Origin of the sequence: Amycolatopsis sp. A133, from assembly GCF_031082405.1 — a bacterium.
Classification (GTDB): Bacteria; Actinomycetota; Actinomycetes; order Mycobacteriales; family Pseudonocardiaceae; genus Amycolatopsis.
Genome location: NZ_JAVHJU010000010.1, coordinates 30,725 through 54,574, shown reverse-complemented (window position 1 = coordinate 54,574; position 23,850 = coordinate 30,725). Strand labels below are relative to the sequence as shown.

The 23,850-nt window shown below is 71.8% G+C and carries 22 protein-coding genes and 1 other RNA gene; 17 read left to right on the top strand and 6 right to left on the bottom strand.

The features are described 5' to 3' along the window. Positions 1 to 157: 157 nt before the first annotated feature. Positions 158 to 793 (bottom strand): hypothetical protein, encoded by a 636-nt coding sequence (locus tag Q5425_RS13515; protein WP_308672539.1) that lies wholly within the window; start codon positions 791 to 793, stop codon positions 158 to 160. Positions 794 to 985: 192 nt separating this feature from the next. On the opposite strand from Q5425_RS13515, the gene Q5425_RS13510 reads away from it, so the two are divergent. From Q5425_RS13510 to ffs, 11 genes are all read left to right on the top strand, one after another. Continuing rightward, entirely contained in the window at positions 986 to 1,735 is a 750-nt protein-coding gene (locus Q5425_RS13510; RefSeq protein ID WP_043776006.1) for a response regulator transcription factor, read from the top strand. 16 nt (positions 1,736 to 1,751) lie between these two features. Further along, complete coding sequence (locus Q5425_RS13505; RefSeq protein WP_396135164.1) at positions 1,752 to 3,218, top strand: sensor histidine kinase; 1,467 nt, start codon at positions 1,752 to 1,754, stop codon at positions 3,216 to 3,218. A gap of 80 nt (positions 3,219 to 3,298) precedes the next feature. Beyond that, positions 3,299 to 5,176, top strand: coding sequence for a glycosyltransferase family 39 protein (locus tag Q5425_RS13500; protein WP_308672537.1), 1,878 nt, complete (start codon positions 3,299 to 3,301; stop codon positions 5,174 to 5,176). 652 nt (positions 5,177 to 5,828) lie between these two features. Next, positions 5,829 to 6,842: an ABC transporter substrate-binding protein gene (locus Q5425_RS13495; RefSeq protein WP_308672536.1), complete on the top strand. Its 1,014-nt coding sequence runs from the start codon at positions 5,829 to 5,831 to the stop codon at positions 6,840 to 6,842. Further along, positions 6,839 to 7,789, top strand: coding sequence for an ABC transporter permease (locus tag Q5425_RS13490; protein WP_308672535.1), 951 nt, complete (start codon positions 6,839 to 6,841; stop codon positions 7,787 to 7,789). Before Q5425_RS13495 ends, Q5425_RS13490 begins: the two co-directional genes overlap by 4 nt. Beyond that, on the top strand, positions 7,786 to 8,574 hold the full coding sequence (locus Q5425_RS13485; protein WP_308672534.1) for an ABC transporter ATP-binding protein: 789 nt from the start codon (positions 7,786 to 7,788) through the stop codon (positions 8,572 to 8,574). The genes Q5425_RS13490 and Q5425_RS13485 overlap by 4 nt, the downstream gene beginning before the upstream one ends. 29 nt (positions 8,575 to 8,603) lie before the next feature. After that, positions 8,604 to 11,351, top strand: coding sequence for a nitrate- and nitrite sensing domain-containing protein (locus Q5425_RS13480; protein WP_308672533.1), 2,748 nt, complete (start codon positions 8,604 to 8,606; stop codon positions 11,349 to 11,351). Beyond that, positions 11,348 to 11,782 (top strand): roadblock/LC7 domain-containing protein, encoded by a 435-nt coding sequence (locus tag Q5425_RS13475; protein ID WP_003061341.1) that lies wholly within the window; start codon positions 11,348 to 11,350, stop codon positions 11,780 to 11,782. Before Q5425_RS13480 ends, Q5425_RS13475 begins: the two co-directional genes overlap by 4 nt. Next, positions 11,782 to 12,135 (top strand): DUF742 domain-containing protein, encoded by a 354-nt coding sequence (locus Q5425_RS13470; RefSeq protein ID WP_308672532.1) that lies wholly within the window; start codon positions 11,782 to 11,784, stop codon positions 12,133 to 12,135. The genes Q5425_RS13475 and Q5425_RS13470 overlap by 1 nt, the downstream gene beginning before the upstream one ends. Then, positions 12,113 to 12,712, top strand: coding sequence for an ATP/GTP-binding protein (locus Q5425_RS13465; RefSeq protein WP_308672531.1), 600 nt, complete (start codon positions 12,113 to 12,115; stop codon positions 12,710 to 12,712). The genes Q5425_RS13470 and Q5425_RS13465 overlap by 23 nt, the downstream gene beginning before the upstream one ends. A 21-nt stretch (positions 12,713 to 12,733) precedes the next feature. Further along, positions 12,734 to 12,828, top strand: an RNA gene (gene ffs / locus Q5425_RS13460) — signal recognition particle sRNA small type. A 360-nt stretch (positions 12,829 to 13,188) separates the two neighbouring features. On the opposite strand, the gene Q5425_RS13455 is transcribed toward ffs, so the two are convergent. Then, on the bottom strand, positions 13,189 to 14,031 hold the full coding sequence (locus tag Q5425_RS13455; RefSeq protein WP_308672542.1) for a fused MFS/spermidine synthase: 843 nt from the start codon (positions 14,029 to 14,031) through the stop codon (positions 13,189 to 13,191). Positions 14,032 to 14,120: 89 nt separating this feature from the next. Here Q5425_RS13455 and Q5425_RS13450 point away from each other — a divergent pair, with 89 nt between their 5' ends. Both Q5425_RS13450 and Q5425_RS13445 read left to right on the top strand, forming a co-directional pair. Next, the gene (locus tag Q5425_RS13450) at positions 14,121 to 15,671 is read left to right on the top strand and encodes an ALF repeat-containing protein (RefSeq protein WP_308672530.1); all 1,551 of its coding nucleotides are present in this window, start codon (positions 14,121 to 14,123) and stop codon (positions 15,669 to 15,671) included. A gap of 97 nt (positions 15,672 to 15,768) precedes the next feature. After that, entirely contained in the window at positions 15,769 to 17,961 is a 2,193-nt protein-coding gene (locus Q5425_RS13445; protein WP_308672529.1) for a DNA polymerase III subunit gamma and tau, read from the top strand. Positions 17,962 to 18,042: 81 nt separating this feature from the next. Here the strand turns inward: Q5425_RS13445 and Q5425_RS13440 are convergent, their stop codons facing one another. After that, positions 18,043 to 18,474, bottom strand: a complete 432-nt coding sequence (locus Q5425_RS13440) for a TIGR03618 family F420-dependent PPOX class oxidoreductase (protein ID WP_308672528.1) — start codon at positions 18,472 to 18,474, stop codon at positions 18,043 to 18,045. A 49-nt stretch (positions 18,475 to 18,523) separates the two neighbouring features. Here Q5425_RS13440 and Q5425_RS13435 point away from each other — a divergent pair, with 49 nt between their 5' ends. Then, positions 18,524 to 18,877, top strand: coding sequence for a helix-turn-helix domain-containing protein (locus Q5425_RS13435; RefSeq protein ID WP_308672527.1), 354 nt, complete (start codon positions 18,524 to 18,526; stop codon positions 18,875 to 18,877). Here the strand turns inward: Q5425_RS13435 and Q5425_RS13430 are convergent. Continuing rightward, positions 18,862 to 19,710 (bottom strand): N-acetylmuramoyl-L-alanine amidase, encoded by an 849-nt coding sequence (locus tag Q5425_RS13430; RefSeq protein WP_308672526.1) that lies wholly within the window; start codon positions 19,708 to 19,710, stop codon positions 18,862 to 18,864. The genes Q5425_RS13435 and Q5425_RS13430 overlap by 16 nt on opposite strands. Positions 19,711 to 19,788: 78 nt before the next feature. Here Q5425_RS13430 and Q5425_RS13425 point away from each other — a divergent pair, with 78 nt between their 5' ends. The 3 genes from Q5425_RS13425 to Q5425_RS13415 all read left to right on the top strand — a co-directional run bounded on the left by Q5425_RS13425 (position 19,789) and on the right by Q5425_RS13415 (position 22,163). Continuing rightward, the gene (locus Q5425_RS13425; RefSeq protein ID WP_125308395.1) at positions 19,789 to 20,148 is read left to right on the top strand and encodes a YbaB/EbfC family nucleoid-associated protein; all 360 of its coding nucleotides are present in this window, start codon (positions 19,789 to 19,791) and stop codon (positions 20,146 to 20,148) included. Positions 20,149 to 20,153: 5 nt separating this feature from the next. After that, positions 20,154 to 20,750 carry a recombination mediator RecR gene (gene recR, locus Q5425_RS13420; protein ID WP_308672525.1) on the top strand — a complete coding sequence of 199 codons (597 nt, stop codon included), beginning with the start codon at positions 20,154 to 20,156 and terminating at the stop codon, positions 20,748 to 20,750. An 84-nt stretch (positions 20,751 to 20,834) separates the two neighbouring features. After that, a complete protein-coding gene (locus tag Q5425_RS13415) occupies positions 20,835 to 22,163 on the top strand; it encodes a glycosyltransferase 87 family protein (RefSeq protein WP_308672524.1) in 1,329 nt (442 codons plus the stop codon). On the opposite strand, the gene Q5425_RS13410 is transcribed toward Q5425_RS13415, so the two are convergent. Both Q5425_RS13410 and Q5425_RS13405 read right to left on the bottom strand, forming a co-directional pair. After that, on the bottom strand, positions 22,120 to 22,677 hold the full coding sequence (locus Q5425_RS13410; RefSeq protein WP_308672523.1) for a glucosaminidase domain-containing protein: 558 nt from the start codon (positions 22,675 to 22,677) through the stop codon (positions 22,120 to 22,122). The two genes, Q5425_RS13415 and Q5425_RS13410, sit on opposite strands and share 44 nt — an antisense overlap. 57 nt (positions 22,678 to 22,734) lie before the next feature. Then, positions 22,735 to 23,832, bottom strand: a complete 1,098-nt coding sequence (locus Q5425_RS13405; RefSeq protein WP_308672522.1) for a UDP-N-acetylglucosamine 2-epimerase — start codon at positions 23,830 to 23,832, stop codon at positions 22,735 to 22,737. Positions 23,833 to 23,850: the final 18 nt, after the last annotated feature.

The following is a 23,850-nucleotide window of genomic DNA, read 5'->3' as shown; positions in this document are numbered from 1 at the left end:
TTCACCCATGCCCAGACCACCACGCCGAGTCCCGACGCCACTTCCTCCCCCACAACCACAACAACCCACACACACACCACCCTCACCAGCCACAACCACGATGAAACAACCCCATTGGGGCGCTTGGGGCGATGGGGAGCGTCGGTCAGCTCGTCGGTCAGTTCGTTGGGCGGGCCGGGTAGCCGCCACGGCGCTGGCCCGGCTGGCGCTGGCCCTCGAAGCCCTGGCCGAGCGAGGTCGCCGTTGCCGTCTGGCCCTCGACCTTGGCCACCACCGTCACGTTCGTGTCGCCCTGCTTCACCTCGCCCGTCTTCTGGGTCGACGAGTCGAGCGTGTACGTCTGCTTGTAGCCGTCCTTGCTGGTCAACGTCACCGAGGTCGCGCTCAGCTCGGTCACGTCGCCCGTCTGCAGGCGCTCGGTCGTGTAGCCGCCGCTGCCGTTCGACACGACGAAGTCGCCGTGCAACGCCTCGCGCAGCGCCGCCACGCCGCCGCCGAAGCCGCCTCCCGGCATCCCCTGGCCGCGGAACTGGCCGCCGCCCGGGCCGCCGAAACCGCCGGGGCCCGGTGCCGAATTGTCGGCGCTGCTCGTGCCCGCCCAGATGGCCGCGCCGCCGCCCGCCGCGATCACCACGGCGATGCCGGCCGCGATCGCCGTCTTCTTGCCGGACCAGGCCTTCTTCGCCGGTGCCGCCGCGGGGTCGCCCCAGTTCGCCGGGGCCGGTTCGCCCCAGGCCGGGGTGTTCGCGGCGGGAGCCGGTTCGCCCTCGGGCGGGGTGTTCGGGGTCGTCATCGTGTCCTCCGGTCGTACCCACACTGGTCCCGCCCAGGTTCACCGCCGCGGCTGTGTTTGAGCTGTGCGGAGCGTCAGCACGCGCTGTGCCTCCCCAGCAGCCTCCAAAGCGGCCCCGAAAGCGGGAACCTTCACAGCGAATGCACAGCCACCGCACAGCGAACACCGACGCCGGGCCGGGAAGGTGGCACCATGACCGCTATGAACGCCACGTCACCGGGCCCTGGCAAGGCCGATCTGCGCCGCGCCGACGGGAGCCCGGTCCGGGTACTCGTCGTCGACGACGAGGCGACGCTGGCCGAGCTCGTGTCGATGGCCCTGCGGATGGAGGGCTGGGAGGTGCGCAGCGCGGGCGACGGCACCGAGGCCGTCCGGATCGCGCGCGACTTCCGCCCCGACGCCGTCGTCCTCGACGTCATGCTCCCCGACTTCAGCGGCCTCGAGGTGCTGCGCCGGATGCGGTCCGAGGCGCCCCACCTGCCGGTGCTGTTCCTGACGGCGAAGGACGCGGTCGAGGACCGCATCGCCGGGCTCACCGCCGGTGGCGACGACTACGTCACCAAGCCGTTCAGCCTCGAAGAAGTGGCGCTGCGCCTGCGCGCGCTGCTGCGCCGGGCCGGCGGGGTCACCGGCGCGAGCGGCTCGACGCTGGTCGTCGGCGACCTCACCCTCGACGAAGACAGCCGCGAGGTGCACCGCGGCGGCGACCTGGTGCCGCTGACCGCGACCGAGTTCGAGCTGCTGCGCTACCTCATGCGCAACCCGAAGCGGGTGCTGTCGAAGGCCCAGATCCTGGACCGCGTGTGGAGCTACGACTTCGGCGGTCAGGCCAACATCGTTGAGCTCTACATCTCGTACCTGCGCAAGAAGATCGACGCCGACCGCGAGCCGATGATCCACACCATGCGGGGCGCCGGGTATGTCCTCAAGCCCGCAGGCTGAACCGAAGCGCGCTTGGATGTCACAGTGGTCGCTGCGGCGGCGGCTGATCGTCCAGCTCGCCGCGCTGCTCGCCCTGGTCTGCGTGGTCGTCGGTGTTGTCACCGAGTTCGCGCTGAGCGAGTTCCTGATCCGCCAGCAGGACGACCGGCTCAAGGCGGCCACCGACCGCGCCGCGCACGGCGGGGAACGGCCGGCGTGGCCGTACGGCGACGCGCCGCCGCCGGACCCGCTGCGCGTGCTCGGCCAGGGCGAGGGCACGCTCGCCGTCGTCCAGACGGGTGCGGTGGTGCAGGCCGGGGTGCTCGACTTCAGCGCGGGGCCGCCGTCGAAGCGCAAGGCGCCGTTCAAGGGCATCACCAAGGACCAGATGCTGGCGCTGCTCGCGCTGCCGTCCGACGGGAAGCAGCGGAGCGTCGACCTCGGCGGCACGCTCGGCGAGTACCGCGTCGTTTCGACGGTGGCGCCGAAGGGCGAGAAGACGGTCATCGGCCTGCCGCTGAAGGACGTCAACGAGACGCTGTGGCAGCTCGGGTTCATCCTCGGCGGTGTTGCGCTCGCCGGGATCCTGCTGGCGGGCGCGGTCGGCGCGGCGACGATCCGGCGCACGATGCAGCCGCTCGACCGGCTGGCCGCGACCGCGACGCGCGTCTCCGAGCTGCCGCTGGACCGCGGCGAAGTCGCGCTCTCCGAACGCGTCCCGGAGGCCGACACCGATCCGAACACCGAGGTCGGCAAGGTCGGCTCGGCGCTGAACCGGATGCTGCAGCACGTCGCGAACGCGCTGACCGCGCGGCACGCGAGCGAGAACCGCGTCCGCCAGTTCGTCGCGGACGCGAGCCACGAGCTGCGCACGCCGCTGGCGGCGATCCGCGGTTACGCGGAGCTGACCCGCCGCGGCGGCGAGCAGGTGCCCCCGGACGTCGCGTTCGCCATGAGCCGCGTCGAGTCCGAGTCGCGCCGGATGACGACGCTGGTCGAGGACCTGCTGCTGCTCGCCCGGCTGGATTCGGGGCGTCCGGTGGTGCACGAGTGGGTGGACCTGTGCCGGCTGGTGGCCGACGCGGTCGCGGACGCGCACGTGGCGGGCCCGGACCACAAGTGGCTGATGGACGTGCCGGGCGAGCCGATCGGCGTCCTCGGCGACGCGGGCCAGCTGCACCAGGTGGTGATCAACGTGCTGGCCAACGCGCGCACGCACACACCGCCGGGGACGACGGTGACGACCACGCTGTCCACATCGGACGGAATCGTCCGGCTCCGGGTGGCCGACGACGGCCCGGGCATCGCACCGGAGATCCTCCCCGACATCTTCGAGCGCTTCGCCCGCGGCGACAATTCCCGTTCGCGCGCGGCGGGCAGCACGGGGCTGGGGCTGGCGATCGTGGCCGCGGTGGTGGGCGTGCACGGCGGCCGGGTCGGCGTGCAGAGCCGGCCGGGACGGACGGAGTTCGCGATCACCTTCCCGGCGGCCCCGGCTCCCTAAGGCCACCCTGGGGGGGATGCACAGGTGACGCACAGCTTCGCCACAAGTTGACCACATGCGGTGCCGACACGGTGGCTCCCATGACGACCACGCTGTCGGCGCCCGAACACGCCCAGCCCCAGCCGCCCGCCGCCGGTCGGGGACCGCGGTGGGTCAAGCCCGCCGTGGCCGCTCTGCTCGTCGGCACCGGCCTGCTCTACCTGTGGGACCTGTCGAAGACGGGCTGGGCCAACGACTTCTACGCCATGGCCGTGCAGGCCGGTACGTGGAGCTGGAAGGCGTGGTTCTTCGGTTCGCTCGATCCGGGCAACGTCGTCACCGTCGACAAACCACCCTTCTCCCTGTGGATCATGGGCTTGTCCGGCCGGATCTTCGGCTTCTCCAGCTGGAGCCTGCTCGTGCCGGACGCGCTCGCGGGTGTGGCATCCGTCGGCCTGCTCTACCTCGCCGTGCGGCGGCTGTCCGGCCCCGGTGCGGGACTGCTGGCCGGGACCGCGCTCGCCCTGACGCCGGTGGCCGCGCTCATGTTCCGCTACGACAACCCCGACTCCTTCCTCGTGCTGCTGCTCGTCGCCGGGGCGTACTGCGTCGTGCGGGCGCTGGCCCACGCGAGCACGACGTGGCTGGTGCTGGCCGGGGTCGCGATCGGCTTCGGCTTCCTCGACAAGATGCTGCAGGCCTTCCTCGTGCTGCCCGCGTTCGTGCTCGCTTACGCCGTCGCCGCGCCGACGTCGCTGGGCCGCCGGATCGGGCAGCTCTTCGCCGCGGCGGGGGCGGTGCTCGTCTCCGCCGGCTGGTGGATCGTGGCCGTCGCGCTGTGGCCGGTCGCGGACCGGCCCTACATCAGCGGTTCGACCGACAACACCGTGCTGGAGCTGGCTTTCGGCTACAACGGGCTCGGCCGGATCTTCGGTGAGGGACGCGGCGGCCAGACCTTCACGCCGCCTGCCGGGATGGAGCTGCCCGCGGGCGGCCGTGGGTTCGGGGGTGGCTTCGGCGGTGAGACCGGCCTGACGCGGCTGTTCGGCGGCGAGTTCGGCGGCGAGGCGTCGTGGCTGCTGCCCGCCGCGGTCATCGGGCTGGCCGCCGGCCTGTGGTTCACGCGCCGCGCGCCCCGCACCGACCGGACGCGGGCGGCGCTGCTGCTGTGGGGCGGCTGGCTGGTCGTCACCGCACTGGTGTTCAGCTACATGAGCGGCATCATCCACCCGTACTACACGGTCGCGCTGGCCCCGGGGATCGCCGCCACGCTGGGGATCTCCGCGCGGGAGCTCTGGCGCGGCCGGGCCAACTTCGCGGCTCGCGCGGTGCTCGCCGTCATGCTCGCGGTGACCGCGGTCTGGGGGTTCGTGCTCCTCGCGCGGACGCCGGACTGGCAGCCGTGGGTCCGCTTCACGCTCTTGGTGCTCGCCGCCGCCGCGGTCGCCGGACTGCTCTTCGGCGCCGACCGGTTCCGGCGGCTCGGTCCGGTCGTGGCCGTGCTGGGCCTGTGCGGGGCGTTGCTCGGGACGACGTCCTTCACGCTGGCCACGGCGGCGGCCGCGCACTCCGGCGGGACGCCGTCGTCCGGCCCGGCCGTCGCGAGTGGACGCGGCGGTCCGCGCGGGTTCGGCGCGGGGGAGACCGACAGCACGGTGATCGACCTGCTGAAGGGCACGACGACGAAGTGGGCGGCGGCGCAGAGCGGCGCGATGCAGTCGGCGGGCCTGGCGCTGGCGAGCGGACGGCCGGTGCTCGCGATCGGCGGCTTCAGCGGCAGCGACCCGGCGCCGACGCTGGAACAGTTCCGGCAGTACGTCGCCGACGGCGACATCCACTACTACGTCGACGGCGGCCGCGGTGGCTTCGGGGGTGGCCGCGGGACCGCCGGCGAGATCCAGGCTTGGGTCGAGCAGAACTTCGCCCCGGTCACCGCCGGGGGGACGACCGTTTACGACCTGACTAAATCTGTCATTTGATCGAAATGCGCGGCACCGGTCGAAATGTTTCGGGCGTGTTAACAGTCGAGGAATCATTCGCGGATCCCGGATCGGTGCGGTATCGGCAGATGCGGACAGGTGTTCGATTCCCGGGGTGGTGACCGGCAGTTCCCGAACGACCGTTCGGATCTGCCGATTCGCACTCGGTGATGATCTCGGCACTCGCTGCGGCCGCGGTGACGATCAGGGGCGATCGGTCGTGCAGTTGCACACGATTGCCGGCCGTGCGCGGGCCCGATTGGCCGGGTGGCCGACAGGAACCAAGGCTCAAGTTGATCTTGAGTGCCCCGGGTCATTGCTGGTTAGCCCAGCTGGTGGTCACTCGTTTGGCTGAACTGGCGGACGTTGTGGGGATCTTGTGCTACTCGCTAGGCTCTCCGCCGGGAGAGGGACAGGGGTGGCTGATCCGGTGCGCTGAGTGCTGGGATTTCACTGGGTGTAGGTACTTCCTGTCCGCGTTCTCTCGCGATGACCCGATCAGGTGCGGCCGGAAGTGAGCAGCGATGACCGTGCGCGGTAGCGCAGCTCGACGTGTTCCCCCTTCCCGTCGTCACCACCGGTAGCCCCGAGCACCGCAATTCCCCCTTTTGGTACGGCACCACTCCACTTCCCCCGCAACCTGGAGTTCGTTGTGATTTCCCGTTCCCGCCCCCGTCTGCTGACGGTGCTCCTGACGTTGCTGACCCTCGCCGGGGTCACCGCGCTTTCGGGGTGCAGCGACAGTTCCGCCTCCGGCAGCGGCAGCAAGATCACCATCGGGTTCAGCGCCTGGCCGGGCTGGTTCCCCTGGCAGGTGGCGCAGGAACAGGGGCTGTTCGCGAAGAACGGCGTGAACGTCGACCTGAAGTACTTCGACAACTACACCGACAGCATCAACGCGCTCTCCAGCGGCGCCATCGACGCCAACAGCCAGACCCTCAACGACACGCTGTCGTCGGTCTCCGGCGGCGCCAAGCTGTCGATCGTGCTGGTGAACGACAACTCCACCGGCAACGACAAGATCATCGCGCGCGACGGCATCACCAGCGTCGCCGACCTCAAGGGCAAGAAGGTCGCCGTCGAGCAGGGTGCGGTCGACCACTACCTGCTGCTGCTGGCGCTGCAGTCGGCGAAACTGACCGAAAAGGACATCCAGCTCGTCAACCTCCCGACCGACGCCGCCGCGGCCGCCTTCGCCGGCGCGCAGGTCGACGCGGTCGCCGCGTTCGCGCCGTTCACCTCGAAGGCGCTGGAGCGCCCGGGCAGCCGCGCGATCTCGACGTCGGCGGAGTTCCCCGGCGCCATCCCGGACCACCTCGTCACGTCGCAGAAGCTGGTCAAGGACCACCCGAAGGACGTGCAGGCGCTGGTCAACACCTGGTTCGAGACGCTGGCCTGGATCAAGAACAACAAGGACGCGGCCGTGCAGATCATGGCCAAGCGCGGTGGTGTGTCCGACGCGGACTACAAGACCTACGACGCGGGCACCACGATCTTCACGCGGCAGCAGAACATCGACGCGTTCACCCCGGGCGTCACCCCGCAGCACCTCGACTTCCAGGCGAACAAGATCATCGACTTCATCGTCGGCACCGGGCTCGCCCAGCAACGGCCCTCGCTCGACGGGCTCTTCGACGACCAGTTCGTGAAGGCCGCGCCCCAGTGACCGGTCCGACCCAGCGCACCACCCCGGCGACCACCGCCGACGCGAAGACCGCCGAGGCACTGGAAGCCGAACAGCAGCTCGCCGAGCGGCAGGAGGCCGGCCGGGCGGGCGGTGGACGACCGGGCTGGTCGCCGCTGCCCCGCCGGGCCGGCCTGAAGCCGTCCGCTTCGCCGCTTTTCTCCTTGCGCGCGCCCATTTCAGCGACGTCCCGCTGGACGCTCGCGGTGCTGTCGTTCGCGATCCCGTTCCTCGCGTGGGTCGTGCTGAGCATCAGCGGGGCCGTCGACTCGACGTTCCTGCCGTCGCCGGTTGCGGTGGTCGAGGCCGGGGCCGACATGGCGAGCAGGGGCGAGCTCTTCGAGGACCTCTGGGCGACGACCCAGCGGGTGCTCGAAGGTTTCGGCCTCGCCGTGCTGGTTTCCGTGCCGCTCGGCATCCTGATGGGCACCTTCACCGCCGGGCAGGCGTTCTTCGAGCCGTTGATCGGGCTGCTGCGCTACCTGCCGGCGAGCGCGTTCATCCCGCTGCTGATCATCTGGCTCGGCCTCGGCGAGCCGTCGAAGATCGCCATCCTGTTCATCGGAACGGTCTTCTTCAACACGCTGATGACCGCCGACGTCGTCCGCAGCGTGCCGAGCTCGCTCATCGACGTCTCCTACACCCTCGGCGCTCGCCGCGGCGAGGTGCTGCGCAAGATCGTCGTGCCGCACTCGCTGCCGGGCATGATCGACGCCGTCCGGGTCAACGCCGCCGCGGCGTGGAACTTCGTGGTCGTAGCCGAGCTGATCAACTCCTCGGCCGGCCTCGGGTACCGGATCGTCCGCGCGCAGCGGTTCCTGCAGACCGACAAGATCTTCGCGGTGCTCGTGGTCATCGGGATCGCCGGGCTCGGAATCGACGTTCTGCTGCGCCTGCTGCGCACGCGGGTCGGGAGGTGGGCGGCATGACGCTGGAACTGCGGAGCGTCGCCAAGGACTACACCGTCCGCGGCCGGGTCACGCGCGCCCTCGACGGCGTCGACCTCGAGGTGCTGCGCGGCGAGTTCGTCTGCGTCGTCGGCGCCAGCGGCTCCGGCAAGTCGACGCTGCTGTCGCTGGTGGCCGGGCTCACCCACCCGACCGAGGGCGAGATCGTGCTCGACGGCGTTCCGGTGACCGGCCCCGGGCCGGACCGCGGGCTCGTCTTCCAGGCCGGTGCGCTCTACCCGTGGCGCAGTGTCGAGAAGAACGTCGCGTTCGGGCTCGAGCTGCTCTCGCTCGACCCGGCCGAGCGCGCCGAGCGCGTCGACTGGTACCTGGCCGAAACCGGGCTCGAAGCCGTGCGCCGGTCGCTGCCGAAGCAGCTTTCCGGCGGTCAGAAGCAACGCGTCGCGATCGCGCGCGCGCTGGCGTGCGAACCGGAAGTTCTGCTGCTCGACGAACCCTTCGGCGCGCTGGACGTCCAGACCAAAGAGGACATGCAGGTGCTGATCCGCCAGGTGTGGGCCGACACCGGCACCACGGTGCTGATGGTCACCCACGACGTCGAGGAAGCGGTGTTCCTGGGCGGCCGGGTGGTGGTACTCGCCTCCGACCCGGGCCGGATCGCCGCCGACGTCGAGGTGGCGCTGCCCGCCGGGCGCGACCTGGCGGTGAAGCGCGAACCGCGGTTCCTCGCGCTGCGCGCCCGGATCGAGGACCTGGTCCGGGAGCAGCACCGCGGCCACGTGAGCCGGGTGGCCGCGGGCGAGTGAGAAGATCGGAAGACGGGGAAGGTGGCGGGATGAGACACGGCAGGTCGGCCGCGGAACGGGCCGGCGGCGGGGGAGTTCTCGCCCGGCTCGGTATTCGCGGCAAGCTGAACCTGCTGCTCCTGCCGCCGCTGGTCGCGGTGGTGCTGGTGTCGGTGCCGTTCGTGCTGACGCAGGCGAACAGCGCCGGCGCGGCGGCGCAGTCGGCCGCCGTGGCGCGCAACGCCCAGCAGCTCGGCGGGCTGATGTGGCAGCTGCAGCGCGAGCGGCTGCTGACGGCCGCGTTCGTGGCGACGCCTTCGGCGAGCCCCGACCAGATGGTCCAGCAGCAGAAGGTGGTCGACAAGACCGTCGCCGACGTCCGCGGTGCGCTGGGGCCCGACGCCCCCGACGAGCTTTCCGCGGCACTGACCCGGATCGGCTCGCTCGGCGAGCTGCGGCAGAACGCCGCTCGCCGCGGTGTCGCGCTCGACAGCGTTGCCCGCACCTACAACGCCGTGGTCGACGCGGTGATCGACTCCGTGCGCCTGGTCCCGCAGCTCACCAGTGACGCCGAGGGCACCCGGGAGCTGACGGCGCTGGACGCGCTGCTGCGGGCGAACGAGGAGAACTCGCTGCGCGCGATGGCCCTCATCGTGACCGCGGTGTCGCCGGAGGCCGGCCGGTCCATCCTGGACGACGCGACCCAGCAGGCACCCATCTTCATCGACCGGTTCGTCAAGCAGGGCGACGACGGTGACGACAGCGAGCGGGCCGCCCTGGTCGTCCGGGTCGAGCAGAGCGACGCCGGACGGCGCGTCGACGAACTCGCCGGCCAGGTCGGCAGCCCGCGTGACGCGGCGGGCACCACGCAGTACGTTTCGGACGTGCTCTCGGCGGCGGACATCCACGCGGGGCAGCGGAAACTCGTGCAGGAACGGGCGATCAACGAGATCGCCGACTCCGCGACCGAACGAGCCGACAGCGCGACCCGGCTGGCCTGGACGGTCGGCCTCGGCGCCGGCGGGCTGTTCCTGCTGGTCGCGTTCCTCGCCGTCGCGGTGTCCCGCTCGATCGCCGGTCCGCTGCGCCAGCTGACCACCGCGGCGACGTCGGTCGCCGACCTCGCCGGCACCGAGCTCGTCCGCGTGACCGACACCGAAGAGGCCGAGGAGCAGATCCCGCGGCTGGCCACCATCGACGTCGTCTCCGACGACGAGCTCGGCAAGCTGGCCGCCGCGTTCAACCGGGTCCAGACCACCGCCGCCGAGCTGGTCGAACGCCAGGCGCTCACCCGCCGCAACACCAGCCTGATGTTCGCGAACGTCGCGAAGCGCACGCAGAACCTCGTCGGCCGCCAGCTCGCCCTGATCGACGAGGTCGAGCGCAACGAGCAGGACACCCGGCTGCTGGCCAGCCTCTACCGGCTCGACCACCTCTCCACCCGCCTGCGCCGGAACGCGGACAACCTGCTCGTGGTGTCCGGCACCCGCGACGAAGCCCGCATCGCCGGCCCGATCGAGCTGTCGACGGCCCTGCGCTCGGCGCTCGCCGAGATCGAGGACTACCAGCGCGTCAAGCTCGGCGTCGTCGCGGAAATCCTGCTGTCGTCGGCGCTCGGCGCCGACCTCGTGCTCGTCTTCGCCGAGCTGCTGGAGAACGCGACGTCGTTCTCGCCGCCGGGCTCGATGGTCGAGGTGGACACCATGCTGCTCGCCGACGGCGCCTGCCTGGTGAGCATCGTCGACCACGGCATCGGCATGACCGCGGAGAAGCTGGCCGAGGAGAACAAGCGGCTCGTCGAGCGCGAACGCCTGGAGCTCGCGCCGACCAGTGTGCTCGGCCTGTTCGTGGTCGGCCGCCTGGCGCGGCGCCACGAGCTGGGGGTCGAGCTGCTCGCGACGCCGACCACCGGCGGCGTGACCGCGCGGCTGACCATCCCGCCGTCGCTGTTCACCCACCGGACCCAGCTGCGTGCGAAACCCGAACAGGCGCCCGCGATCCCGGCGCCGTCGCAGCCCCGGCACGCCGCGCCCAGCACGCTGTCCGACTTGACCGCTTTCCGGCCGCCGGCGCCCGAACCGGCCCGCGACCGGCCCGCCGAACTGCCGGCGCCGGCGATCCCGGCGCTGCTCGGCCACGGCAACGGCTTCCGCTGGTTCCGCGAGCTGGAACCGGTGTGGCCGGCCGCCGAACCCGACGCCGAGCCCGCCGCCGAGACCGAGCCCGAGCCGGAGGTGGTGGCAACGGCGGAATCACGCGGCGGCCTGCGCCGCCGGGTCCGCGGCGCCCAGCTGCCCGAACCGGGCACGTCGGCGCCGGTGGCCGGCAACGACAAGCCGCGTCACGACCCCGAAGCGACCAAGGCCGCGATGGACGGCTTCGCGAGCGCCTTCGCGAAGGCCGCCGAGGTCAGCGCGATGACGACCGAGCCGCCGTCCGCGCCGCCCACCGTCGTGACCGCACCCGTGTCACCTCTCCCGGTCCGCGTCCCCGTAGACGCTGTGGAGGCTTCGCCGGTGGCCACGGCCCCGTTGACGGCCGCCGCGCAGTCGCGCGACGGCCTGATCCGCCGCGTCCCCGGTGCCCAGCTCGCCCCCGGCCTGCGTCAGCAGACCGCCGGGCGGCCGCTCGCCCGCGCCGTCGTCAACCGCACCAAGCGGGACCCGGCGGCCGAGCGGGCGGCGTTCGACGCGTTCGCCGCCGGCCTTGCGAAGGCGGAGGACGTGACGGCAGACAGCCCGCCCCAAGGCGTGGTCGCCGGTCGTGTGATGGAACGAGGAGAAGAGAGCAGGAAATGAGCATCCCCGCACCTGGCGTCAGTGTCGAAGCCCAGAACTTCAACTGGCTGGTGAGCCGCTTCGCGCAGCACACCGCGGGCGCGATAGCCGCCATCGCGGTCTCGGCCGACGGCCTGCTGATCGCGATGTCGACGGAGCTCGAGCGCTCCAACGCCGACCGCCTCGCCGCGATCTCCTCCGCCATGCTCGGCCTCGCCCACGGCGTCTCCGAAAGCCACCCGCTCGGCTCGCCCGACAAGGTGATCATCGAGCTCGAGCACGGGTACCTGCTCGTCTGCACGATCAGCATCGGCTGCTCGCTGGGTGTGCTGGCCAACAAGCAGGCCAGCCTCGGCACGATCGCCTACGAAATGGCGATGTTCGCCAACCGCGCCACTGAGGTTCTGACGCCCGGCCTGATCGAGGAGCTCAAGAACACTGTGGGGTCGTGATGTCCGAAGAACCGGACATCTCGCTGCTGCGGCCGTACCTGATGACCTCGGGGCGGGCCCAGCCGGTCGACCAGAGCCTCGAGATCGAGGCGCAGGTCATGACGTCCCGCCTCGGCGCGGCGTCGCACCCGAAGCTCACGTTCGAACGCCAGGAGATCGTGTCCCTTTGCCGGAACACGATGTCGGTCGCCGAGGTGGCCGCCATGCTCGGCCTGCACATCGGCGTGGCCAGGGTGCTGGTGGCCGACCTCGCCGAGCTGGGTTACGTCGTCGTCCGCCGTCCGGGCACCCACAACTCGCACGACCTCGGCATGATCGAAAGGGTCATTCGTGGACTCGAAGCCATTCACTGAACCGGGCGCCCGGCCGCCAGCCCCGGTCAAGATCGTCATCGCGGGCGGCTTCGGCGTCGGCAAGACCACGGCGGTGTCGTCCATTTCGGAGATCAAGCCGTTGACGACCGAGGCCGCGATCACGTCGGTGGCGGCCTCGGTGGACAGCACCGGCCACGTCCCGGCCAAGACCACGACCACGGTGGCACTGGACTTCGGCTGCATCACGATCGACGAAGAGGTCAAGCTGTACCTGTTCGGCACACCCGGCCAGGACCGCTTCGGCTTCATGTGGCAGGACCTGGTCCACGGCGCACTGGGCGCACTGGTGATCGTGGACACCCGCCGCATGGACGACTGCTACCCGGCGGTCGACTACTTCGAGAACGCGGGCCTCCCGTTCGTGGTGGCGGTGAACATGTTCGACGGATCGCTCGGCCACAACCTCGAAGACGTGCGCTGGGCACTGGCGGTGAGCGACGACGTCCCGCTGATCACGTTCGACGCGCGCCAGAAGCTGTCGGTGCGCGACGCGCTGCTGGCGGTGCTGCACAACACGTTCAAGAAGGCCCGCGCCCAGGCCGGCGCGGGAGCCTGAGCGGGGCCCGGTACACTGATCCACGGACCCCGCGCGGCGTCCACCCTGTGAACCTCCCCAGGGCCGGAAGGCAGCAAGGATAAGCAGGCTCTGACGGGTGCGCGGGGTCCCCTTCTTTTCGGCTCCGGGCTTCGGGGCTTCGCCCCTTCGCCGGGCCTTCACTTCGTTCTTCTGCCCGGGGGCCGAGCCCCCGGACCCCCACGGTGCCTCCGTCGCGACCTGCGAGGTCTGCCGCGGCTTCCTCGCGGCCTGCGGGATCTGCCGCGGCTGCCGCCGTGACCTGGGGGAGCTGCCGCGGCTTCCTCGCGGCTTGCGAGCTCTGCCACGGCTGCCGCCGCGCCTGCGAGGTCTGCCGTGGCTGCCGCGGCGGCCTGGGTGATGCGCCCCAATGTGGCGTTGGGTGCGTTGGATGCACCCAATGTGGCGTTCGGTGCGTTGGATGCACCGAACGCCACATTGGGGCGTTTGAGGTTGGGCTAGAACAGGCCCAGGACGTCCTTTGGGGGCTGGGGCGGTGGGGGTGTGTCCGTGTCCGTTATCGGGGCCGCTCGGCCGGCCAGTTTTTGCAGCTCCGGGCCGTGTACGCACCTTGCCGGGAATGCTGCCGAGGCCGTCCTCCGGGCGATCTCCGCTGTGGGGAGGTTGCTCGCCGAGGCCGCCAGGACCAGGTTGCCGAAGCGGCGGCCGCGCAGCACCGCCGGATCCGCCAGAAGCAGGACCGCCGGGAACACCTCGTGCAGCGTGGCCAGGAAACGGCGGGCGAACGGCAGGCCCGAGCCGTCCGTGATGTTCGCCAGGTAGACGCCGCCGGCTCGCAAGATGTTCGCGATCGCCCTCGTCGCCTCCAGGGTTGCGAGGCCGCCGGCCAGCGTGGCGCGCTCGAACGCGTCGACCACCACCAGGTCCGCCGAATCGTCGCGGCGCGTCGACAGGCCTTCGCGGCCGTCCGTCACCCGGACGCGCAGGCCCGGTACCCGCAGCCCCAGCTGCGTGCGGACCAGCTCCACCAGCTCGCCGTCGGCGTCGAACACCAGCTGCCGCGAGCCCGGCCGCGATGCCGCCACGTACCGCGGCAGCGTGCACGCCGCCCCGCCGATGTGGAGCGCGTCCAGCTGTCCCGGCGGCAGCCGGTCCACCACGTCCCCGAACCGGCGGACGTAGTCGAACTCCAGGTGGGCCGGGTCGTCGAGGTCGACGTACGACTGCGCGACCCCGTCCACCGACACCAGCCACGCGTTGCCGCGGCCGGTGTCGCGGACCAGCTCCGCCGTGCCGAACCGCACCGGGTACCGCCCGGGCACCGGCTCGGCCTTCCGCATACGGCTCACGAAGCCCGAGGTTATCGGAAACATTCCGACCACCCGCGCGATAAGGGAACGGAACGATCATCGATCGAGGGGGTTTTTCCTTGCGTGCGAACGCAGTAATCGTCGCCGCGGCACTCACCGCCGCCGTCTTCGCGACGCCGGCGGCCGCGGACGTCCTGTCCGACCGGGCCCAGGCCGTCTCGCTCCTGGAGACCGGCGGCCCCGGCGTGGCCCGGGCCGCCGAAACGGCGTTGCTCGGCTCATCCGCCGACCTGCAGACCTTCCTGACCACCGGCCGTCAGCGGGCCCAGGACGACGACGACCGGGTCCGCGTCGCCCAGGCCATGAGCACCGGTGGCCCGGTCACCAAGCGCGCCGCCCAGAAGGCGCTCGACGGCACCCAGGCCGACATCCGCGAGTTCCTGGCCACCGGGCTGGCCCAGGCCCGGATCGCCGACGACCGGATCGCCGTCGCCCAGGCCACCAACACCGGCGGCCCGACCGTCAACGCCCGGGCGCAGAAGGCGCTCGACGGCACCCCCGCCGACGTGCGCGCCTTCCTCGAGACCGGCCTGCAGCAGGCGCAGGAGCTCGACGAGCGCATCGCGGCGAACCAGGCTCTGGCCGCCGGCGGTCCCGAGGTCAAGGCCGCCGCGCAGACGGCCCTCGACGGCACCCCCGACGACGTCCGGTACTTCCTCGCGCTCTGGCGGCAGGTCGCCGCGAACAACGACACCGAGCTCACCGCGGTGCAGGGCCGGCTCGACGGGGCCAAGGCGGCCGCGGCCGCCCACCGTCCCCTCGTGGTGAAGCTCGCCGCGGAACAGGCCGCGAAGATCGCTTCGGACGCGCGGAAGGCGAACGCCGACCGGCTCGCCGCCCAGGAGGCCGCGGCCCAGCAGAGCGGCCAGGCCGCCGCGGGTGCCGAGGCCGCCGCGCAGCAGCAGGCCCGCGAAGCCGCGGCACGCGCCGCGCAGGCCAAGACGGACAACAACAAGCTGCTCGCCGACGCGGCCGACCCGGCGCTGACCGTGCCGAACGGCCGTCGCGCGGCCGTCTACCTGCTGCGCAACGGCGGCGCCGCCGTCAAGGACGCCGCCCGCGCCGCGCTGAGCGGATCCGATGACGACGTCGTCGCGTTCGTGCGCGGTGGCCTCGCCGTCGCGCAGGAGTCCGACGACCGCGCCGCCGTCGCGGCGATCGCGGCGGACCCCCAGGCCCGCCCGGGCCTGCGCCAGGCGGCTCGTGACGCGCTCGCCGGGCCGTACGCCGGTGTCGCCGCGCTGCTGCGCACCGGTGACTACCCGGGCCGGGACACCGACGACCGCGTCGAGGTCAACCAGATCATGGCGGCCGGTGGCCCGGCGACGAAGTCGTGGGCGCAGCAGGCCCTCGACGGCAGCGTGGCCGACGTCCGCGCGTTCCTGGCCACCGGCCAGTACACCGCGCACCTGATCGACCTGCGGGTCGAGGTGACCCGGACGCTGTCGGACGGCCCGGAGGTCAACGCCGTCGCGCAGGGCGTCCTGGACGGCCCGGAGTCGGGTCTGGCGCCCTACCTGGAGAAGGACCTGGTCAAGGCCCGGGCGCGGGACGCGTTCACCGCGGAGCACGTCGCCAAGGTGAACGCGCTGCTGGCCCAGCTGCCCTGACCGCACGGCGAAGGTTGTCGGACGTGCCCGGTACTCCATCCATGCCCCCGCCACCGCCCTCAACGGAGACGCTTCGCGTCGCGGTAGATTCACGGGCGTGGCTCTAGCGCTGTACCGCAAGTACCGTCCGGCGACCTTCGCCGAGGTCGTCGGTCAGGAGCATGTGACCGAACCCCTCCGCACGGCGTTGTCCGCCGGGCGGATCAACCACGCCTACCTCTTCTCCGGTCCCCGCGGCTGCGGCAAGACGTCCAGCGCGCGCATCATGGCGCGCTCGCTGAACTGCGCCAAGGGGCCGACGCCGGATCCGTGCGGCGAGTGCAACTCGTGCAAGGCCCTGGCGCCGGAGGGGCCGGGCAGCGTCGACGTCACGGAACTCGACGCCGCCAGCCACGGTGGTGTCGACGACGCCCGCGAGCTGCGCGACAAGGCGTTCTACGCCCCGGCCGAGTCGCGCTACCGCGTGTTCATCATCGACGAGGCGCACATGGTCACCACGCAGGGCTTCAACGCCCTGCTGAAGATCGTGGAAGAGCCGCCGGAACACGTCATCTTCATCTTCGCCACCACCGAGCCGGAGAAGGTGCTCACCACCATCCGCTCGCGCACGCACCACTACCCGTTCCGGCTGATCCCGCCGAGCTCGATGCGCAGCCTGCTGGAGCGCAACATCGCGGCCGAGGGCGTCGAGGTCGAACCGGCGGTGTACCCGCTGGTCATCCGCGCGGGCGGCGGGTCGGCGCGGGACACGCAGTCGGTGCTCGACCAGCTGCTCGCCGGGGCCGGCCCGGAAGGCGTCTCGTACTCGCGGGCCGTCTCGCTGCTGGGCGTCACCGACGTCGCGCTGATCGACGACATGGTCGACGCCCTGTCGACCGAGGACGCCGCGACGGTGTTCGGCACGGTCGAGAAGCTCACCGAGGCCGGCCACGACCCGCGCCGCTTCGCGACCGACCTGCTCGACCGGCTGCGCGACCTGGTGCTGCTGCGCGCCGTGCCCGAGTCCGCGGGCGGGCTGGTGTCCGCGCCGGAGGAGGAGCTGTCGCGGATGGTCGCGCAGGCCGAGCGGATCGGCCTCGGCACCCTCTCGCGCTACTCCGACATCGTCCACAATGGACTTCTGGAGATGCGGGGTGCGACGTCGCCCCGGCTCGTGCTCGAGCTGCTGTGCGCACGGATGCTGCTGCCTTCGGTGACCGACGCGGAAAAGGCGCTGCTGGCCCGGATCGAGCGGCTGGAGCGCCGGGCGACGCTGGCCGGCGGAGGCGGCGCGCCCGCCGAGGGCGGCGTGGAGCCGCCGGTGCGTGCGGCGTCGGACCGCGAGTTTTCGAGGCCTTCGCAGCGGGCGTCGTCGGCGGGCCCGGCACCGGTGCCGGAGCCGGTCAAGCCGCCCGCGCGCCCGGCCGCCGAACCCGCGCGTCCGCCGGCTCCGGCAGCCGCGGCTTCGACGGCCCCGCCGGCCGACGGGGCCGCGGACGACGGCCGGGCCGGCACACCCGCGCAGGCTGCGGACAGCGGGTGGGGAAGCCCGCGGACGCCCGGTGGCGGCACGCCCGCTCCGGCTGCCGCTGCACCCGCGACCCCGCCGTCCGACGGCGGCTGGGGTGCGGTGCGGACCCCCGGTGGCGGCCCGCCCGCCCCCGCGGCCGCCGCCCCCGCGCCGGAAGCCGCGCCCGCCGCGGCCACGACGCCGGGCGGGATGGACGCGGCCGGGATCCGGAACATCTGGCCGCAGCTGATGACCGCGCTGCGCAAGTTCACCGGCGGCCGCAGCATCGAGGCGATGCTGACGCAGGCCACGGTGGCGAGCGTCGAGGGCAACGCCCTGACGCTGACCCACAAGTCCGAGCCGCTGGCCCGCCGCCTGTCCGATCAGGACAACGCCCGCAAGATCGCCGGCGCCCTGACCGACGTCCTGGGCGGCGACTGGCAGGTCCGCTGCGTCCACGGCAACGCCCCGGCGACGCCCGCCGCGCGTCCGCAGCAGGCGGCACCCGCGCCGGAACGGTCGTTCACCCGCCAGTCGGCGGCCGCACCGCCCGCCGCACCGGCCGCCGCGCCGCCCGCCCGCCCGGCGACCCCGCCGCCGGCACCGGCGCGGCCCAAGGTCACGACGACCGAACCGGACATCCCGCTGCCCCCGGAACCCTCCGACGAGGACGACGAGGACCTCTACAACGAGGACGCCAGCCCGGCCCCGCCGCCACCCCCGCCCCCACCGGACAAGGACCCGGACGAGCTGGCCCGCAAACTCCTCTCGGAGCACCTCGGCGCCCGCCCCCTCGACTGACCCGGAGAGTCGGCTCACGTACGCGGACGGTCGGCTGGCGAGCCGACGCTCCACGGACGCGAGCCGACCCTTCGGGACCGGTCAGGACGCCCAGGGGCCGATGCCCGTGACGCGGCCGGCCGTGATCCGCACGATCACGGCCGTCGGGGAGCCCTGGTTGCCCAGCTCGTACTTCTCCACGCCGAGGTAGCGCCGGGCCTGCCGGTCCATCAGCGCCGTGAACTCGTCGGCGATGTCCGGCCCGATCACCCGGGCGGTGCCCCGGACCAGCAGGTACTGCGGCAGCCCGCGCGCGTCGCGCTCGTCGTGGTCCTCGATCAGCACCGTGACGCGCGGGTCGCGCCGGATGTTGCGCACCTTGGGACGGCGGCCTTCCATGCCCATCACGATCTCGTCGCCCTCCCGGCTGGCCCAGACCATCGAGGTCTGTGGCGAGCCGTCCGGGTCGACGGTCGTCAGCACGGCGTTGAACGGCCGCTCGAACAGGCGGTGGCAGCTTTCGGGAAGTTCCATGCCTCCGAGACTAGGAACCCGACAGGTACCGCTCGGTACCTTTGTTCCCATGGGTGACTTCTCCGGCGACGTCTTCCTCGCCGACTGCCCGGCCCGGCTGGCGATCGAGATGATCGCCGACAAGTGGGCGGTCGTCGTCGTGTTCGCGCTCAGCCGCGGCCCGCGGCGGCACGGCGAGCTGGTCGGCCTCATCGGCGGCATCTCCCGCAAGGTCCTCACCCAGACGCTGCGCAAACTCCAGGGCTACGGCCTGGTCGACCGCCGCGCGTACGCCGAAGCGCCGCCGCGCGTCGAGTACTGCCTGACCGAGCTCGGCCGGACGCTCGTCGAGCCGATCGGCATCCTCACGAAGTGGGCGACGCAGCACGGCGAGGCCGTCCTCGAGGCTCAGGAGGCCAGGTAGGCCTCGATCGCCGCGGCGATGGCCGCAGCGAACTCCTGGCGCCCCGCCGCGCTCGTCATGCGGGCCGCCTCGGTCGCGTTGCGCATGTTGCCGCACTCCACCAGCGCGGCCGGGCGCGTCGAGAGGTTGAGGCCGGCCAGGTCCGCGCGGGCCGAAAGGCCGTTCGTGCCGATGTAGTTCGCCGCGCTGAAGCCGCTCGTGCGCATCGTGTCGCGCAACGTCTGCGCCAACCGCGTCGAAGGTGGGCCCTGTGCGGCGTTCAGCGGCGGTGACGAATACGCGACGTGGAAGCCGTTCGCTCCGGCCGCGGTCGAGCCGTCGGCGTGGATGGAGACGACCGCGTCGGCGCCGGCCTCGTTGCCGATCGCCGCCCGGCGGTCGACGCAGGGGCCGACGCCGGTGTCGTTCGCTCGCGTGTAGACGACGCGGATTCCCTTGTCCGCCAGCGCTTTCCCGACTCGCTGGGCGACGTCGAAGGTGAAGGCGTGCTCGGGGTAGCCGGCGTTGGTCGCGGTGCCGGTGGTGTTGCACGGCTTGGTCTGCCCGCGCCCGGCCGGGACCGGGCGGTTGATCTCCGCCGGGTGGGCACCGTTCCCGCCGTTGTGCCCGGGATCGAGTACGACGACCTTCCCGGCCGCCGGCGTGACGGACGGAGGCGACGAAGAAGGCGAAGGCGACGGCGAGGGCGAAGGAGTCGGCGAAGGTGTCGGAGACGCCGTCGGCGTGACCACCGGAGCGGGCGCGGGCGCCGCCGGAGCGTCGTCCGAGCAGCCGGTGAGCAGCAGGGCACCGGCCAGCAGCAGGGGAGCAATCACGCGTCGCACGGCGACCACGGTGCCACAGCCCGCCACCTCGCGTGGCGCGACTACCCTGGTGGGGACACAGGCGTGCAGAGAGGACCGAGTGCGATCATGGTGCAACCCGGCGGCGGCTTCGACATTTCCCAGCTGATGCAGCAGGCGCAGCAGATGCAGCAGAAGCTCGTCGAGGCCCAGGAAGAGCTCGCCAACACCGAGGTCACCGGCAGTGCCGGTGGCGGGCTGGTCACCGCGACCGTCTCCGGTGACAGCCAGCTGAAGAGCCTCCAGATCGACCCGAAGGTCGTCGACCCGGACGACGTCGAGACGCTGTCCGACCTGATCGTCGCGGCGGTCCGCGACGCGTCGGCGAGCGCCCAGAAGCTCACCGAGCAGAAGCTCGGCCCGCTGGCCGGCGGGCTCGGCGGCGGTGGCGGCATGCCGGACCTCGGCAGCCTCGGCTTCGGCGGCTGACGAACTTGTACGAAGGTGTCGTCCAGGACCTGATCGACGAGCTCGGGCGGTTGCCGGGGGTCGGGCCGAAGAGCGCCCAGCGGATCGCGTTCCACCTGCTGGCCACCGACCCGGCCGACATCGCGCGGCTGCAGGACGTGCTCGGCAAGGTCGCCGACGGCGTGCAGTTCTGCGAGATCTGCGGCAACGTCTCCGAGCACCCGAAGTGCCGCATCTGCCGCGACGAGCGCCGCGACCTCACGGTCATCTGCGTGGTCGAGGAGCCGAAGGACGTCTTGGCGGTCGAGCGCACGCGCGAGTTCAAGGGCCGGTACCACGTGCTCGGCGGCGCGCTCGACCCGCTTTCGGGCATCGGCCCGGAGCAGCTGCGGATGCGTGAGCTGCTCAAGCGGATCGGCGAGGCGGACATCAGCGAGATCATCATCGCGACGGACCCCAACACCGAAGGCGAGGCCACGGCGACGTACCTCGTCCGCATGCTGCGCGACTTCCCGGGGCTGTCGGTCACGCGGCTGGCGTCGGGCCTCCCGATGGGCGGTGACCTGGAGTTCGCCGACGAGCTGACCCTGGGCCGCGCCCTCTCGGGCCGCCGGGCGCTCTAGGCGTCACCGCCCTTCGGGGCGACGGACGAACCGGCGGTTTCGGGCACTACACTGGCCCGCGCACAGCCGAGGGGGACAAATCAGATGGCGACTGTCGTGGTCCGTGAACAGCCGGTCGAGCGCAGCTTGCCGGCGCCGCTGTGGTGGGTGGTGCTGTCCGGGACGCTGCTGCTGCTGGCCTTCGCCGGCTACACGGTGTGGGCCGGGGTCTGGACGGCGACGGGGATCTACCTCGAGGACTTCAAGTCCTATGTGGCCACGGGCAGTGCGGTGCGCGCCGGGATGCCGCTGTACGAGCCGGGCGTCTCGCACCTGCCGACGATCGGCGGCACGTTCAAGTACACCCCGTTCGCGGCCGGGGTGTTCGTCCCGCTGACGGTGGTCCCGAAGCTGCTGCTGCCGCTGTTCGCCGTGCTGGTGAACCTGTTCTCGTTGCTGGTCGTCGTCTGGGTGTCGCTGGGGCAGCTGGGGTACGCGCGCGACCACGGCCGGGTCGCGGCGACGGCGGCCCTCTCGGCGCTCGCGCTGCCGCTGCAGCCGGTGCTGATGAACTTCACCGCCGGCCAGGTGAACCTGCTGCTGCTCCTGCTGGTGCTGGTCGACCTGACCGGCCGCAACCGCTGGTGGACCGGCGCCGGCGTCGGCCTGGCGGCCGGCATCAAGCTGACCCCGGCGATCTTCGTGGTGTACCTGCTGGTGACGCGCCGCTTCAAGGCGGCGGGTGTCGCGGTGGCGACGTTCGGCGCGACGGTGCTGGCCGGCTTCGTGGCCTTCCCGCGCGACTCGGCGGCGTTCTGGTCGGCGAACCTGGCGGATCCCTCGCGCATCACGGGTGACAACGACGCGATGTCCCCGGAGAACCAGTCGATCCGCGGCGCACTGGCCCGCCTGCTGGACATCGCGGACGTGCCGGGCAAGATCTGGATCCCGGTGGCCGCGGTGCTCGCGCTGGCCGCCCTGTGGATCGCCGTGCGGGCGCACCGCCAGAACCGCGAACTGCTGGCGCTGAGCGTGGTGGGCGTGGTGATGGTCCTGGTGACGCCCTGGACCTGGACGCACTACTGGGTCTGGTTCATCCCGTTCTTCGTGATGGCGGCGTGCGGCGCCCTCCGCTCCCGCGCGTGGTGGCCGGCGGCGCTGCTGGTCGTGGCCTACCTGCTCGTGCTGCCCTGGAAGGTGGGCTCGGGCCGCTCGGACGTCCCCTTGGTGGGCCTGGTGATCCTCCCGGAGCACTACTCGCCCTTGCTGCAGGCCGTCGCCCACACGCTGTACGTGGCGCTGGCCCTGGGACTGCTGCTGCTCTCGGCGGTCCGCCCGGCCTGGCTCAACCCGGCCACCCCGGACGGCCGGCTCGAGCCGGCCGGGTTCCTCACCGGTCGAACCGGCGCAGGTCGTACAGGTTCACCAGCCTGATCACCTTGTTCGCGTACTCCGGGTCGGTGGCGTACTTCTTCGCCACCGCCCGGATGAACGCGTCGGGGTCCGTGCGCACCGGCAGCGCCGCCGCGTAGTTCGCGCTCGTCGTCAGCAGGCGGCCGTAGTCGCGGAACGAGTCCTCGATCGACGCGTACGAGCGGAAGAACGCGTCCACCGGGTGGCACGGTGCCGGTACGCATTCCGTCGTCGGGTACCGCGCGCAGCGCAGCGCGATCGGCCCCGGGTTCGTCGGCGTCACGCACTTGAAGCCGAAGTGGTTCAGCTCGGCGGTGGACAGCTTGCTGCGGCCCCAGTTCGACTCCAGGATCGCCTGCGCCACCGTGACCGACGCCGGGATGTCGTACGCCGCGTGGATCGCGCGGGCGATCGGGCCCGCCGCGGCGACGTACGCCTCCTGGTAGCCCGCCGCCAGCGCGGCGTCGCGGATGGAGCCCTGGTCGATGGGCGGTGGGCTGACCACCAGCAGCGCCGCCAGTCCGATGTGGATCATGGCGATGCTTTGCCCGGCTGCCTCCCGGAGAAACGGGAGGTCACCCGGACGAAGGACCTAGCAGTAGCCGAGCTGCGCGAGCGTGTTGACGACGATCTCGGACGGGTGGTACTTGTCCATCCAGGACTCGCCGCGGCGGTTCTGGTAGGTGTCGAGGAAGTTCTGCAGCTTGTCGCCGCGCATTTCCGTCAGGACGACCGTCTCGCCGAGGTGCTGCGGCGTCTCCGTGCGCTCGCGGTGCACCGCGCAGGGCAGGCCGAGGTAGTAGCACTCCGCCGAAAGACCACCGGAATCGGTGACGACGTACTCGGCGCGCGCCACCAGCGGCAGGAACTTCAGGTACCGCATCTTCGGCTGGACGATGAACTGGTCGTCGAAGATGTTCCCGATGCCCAGCGAGCGGATCTTCTCGCGCTCCGGCGCGCCGGCCATATACAGGATCGGCATCCGGCGGCTCTGCTCGCGCAGGATCTCCAGCGCCTCGCGGTACTTGTCCGGGCGGGAGACCAGCTCGAAGCGGTGCAGCGTGGCCAGGCCGAACTTCTCCGGCAGGTTCGGCACGTCCAGCGGCTGGTTGATGGCCAGGCGCATCGCGTCGATCGCCGTGTTCGCCTCGGTGTCGACCACAACGCCGCGGGCGTGGCGCAGGTTGTTGACCTCGCGGATGCTCGGCGCGAAGTGGATGTCGACGATCTTCGCCGCGATCTTGCGGTTCAGCTCCTCCGGCAGCGGCGAGAGGATGCTGCCCGACCGCGCGCCCGCCTCGACGTGCCCGACGCGCGACTTGAGGATCCGCTTCCCGATCAGCGAGCCGTACGGCGTGGTGAACGTGTCGCCGTGCACCAGCACCAGCGGCGGGCGGCCGTCCTCGGTCAGCGCCGCGCGCAGTTCGTGGCGGCGGCTCCACGCGGTGCGCAGCACCTGCGCGGCCCAGCCGGGCACCTGCGCCGGCGACTCGAGGTTGTGGGCCTTGTCCTCCGGCACCAGCCAGACGTCCGGCGCCGGCATGTCCAGGTCCGCGAGGACGTCCGCGACCTCGTCGACGTGCTGGGCGGTGAACCAGATCTTCGGCCGCATCCCGCGTTCGCGGATACCGTGGTAGACGGGCGCGATTTTGATCAGTTCCGCGGTGGTGCCGAGAATGAAGGAAATCACCAGAGGAGCCCATTTCCG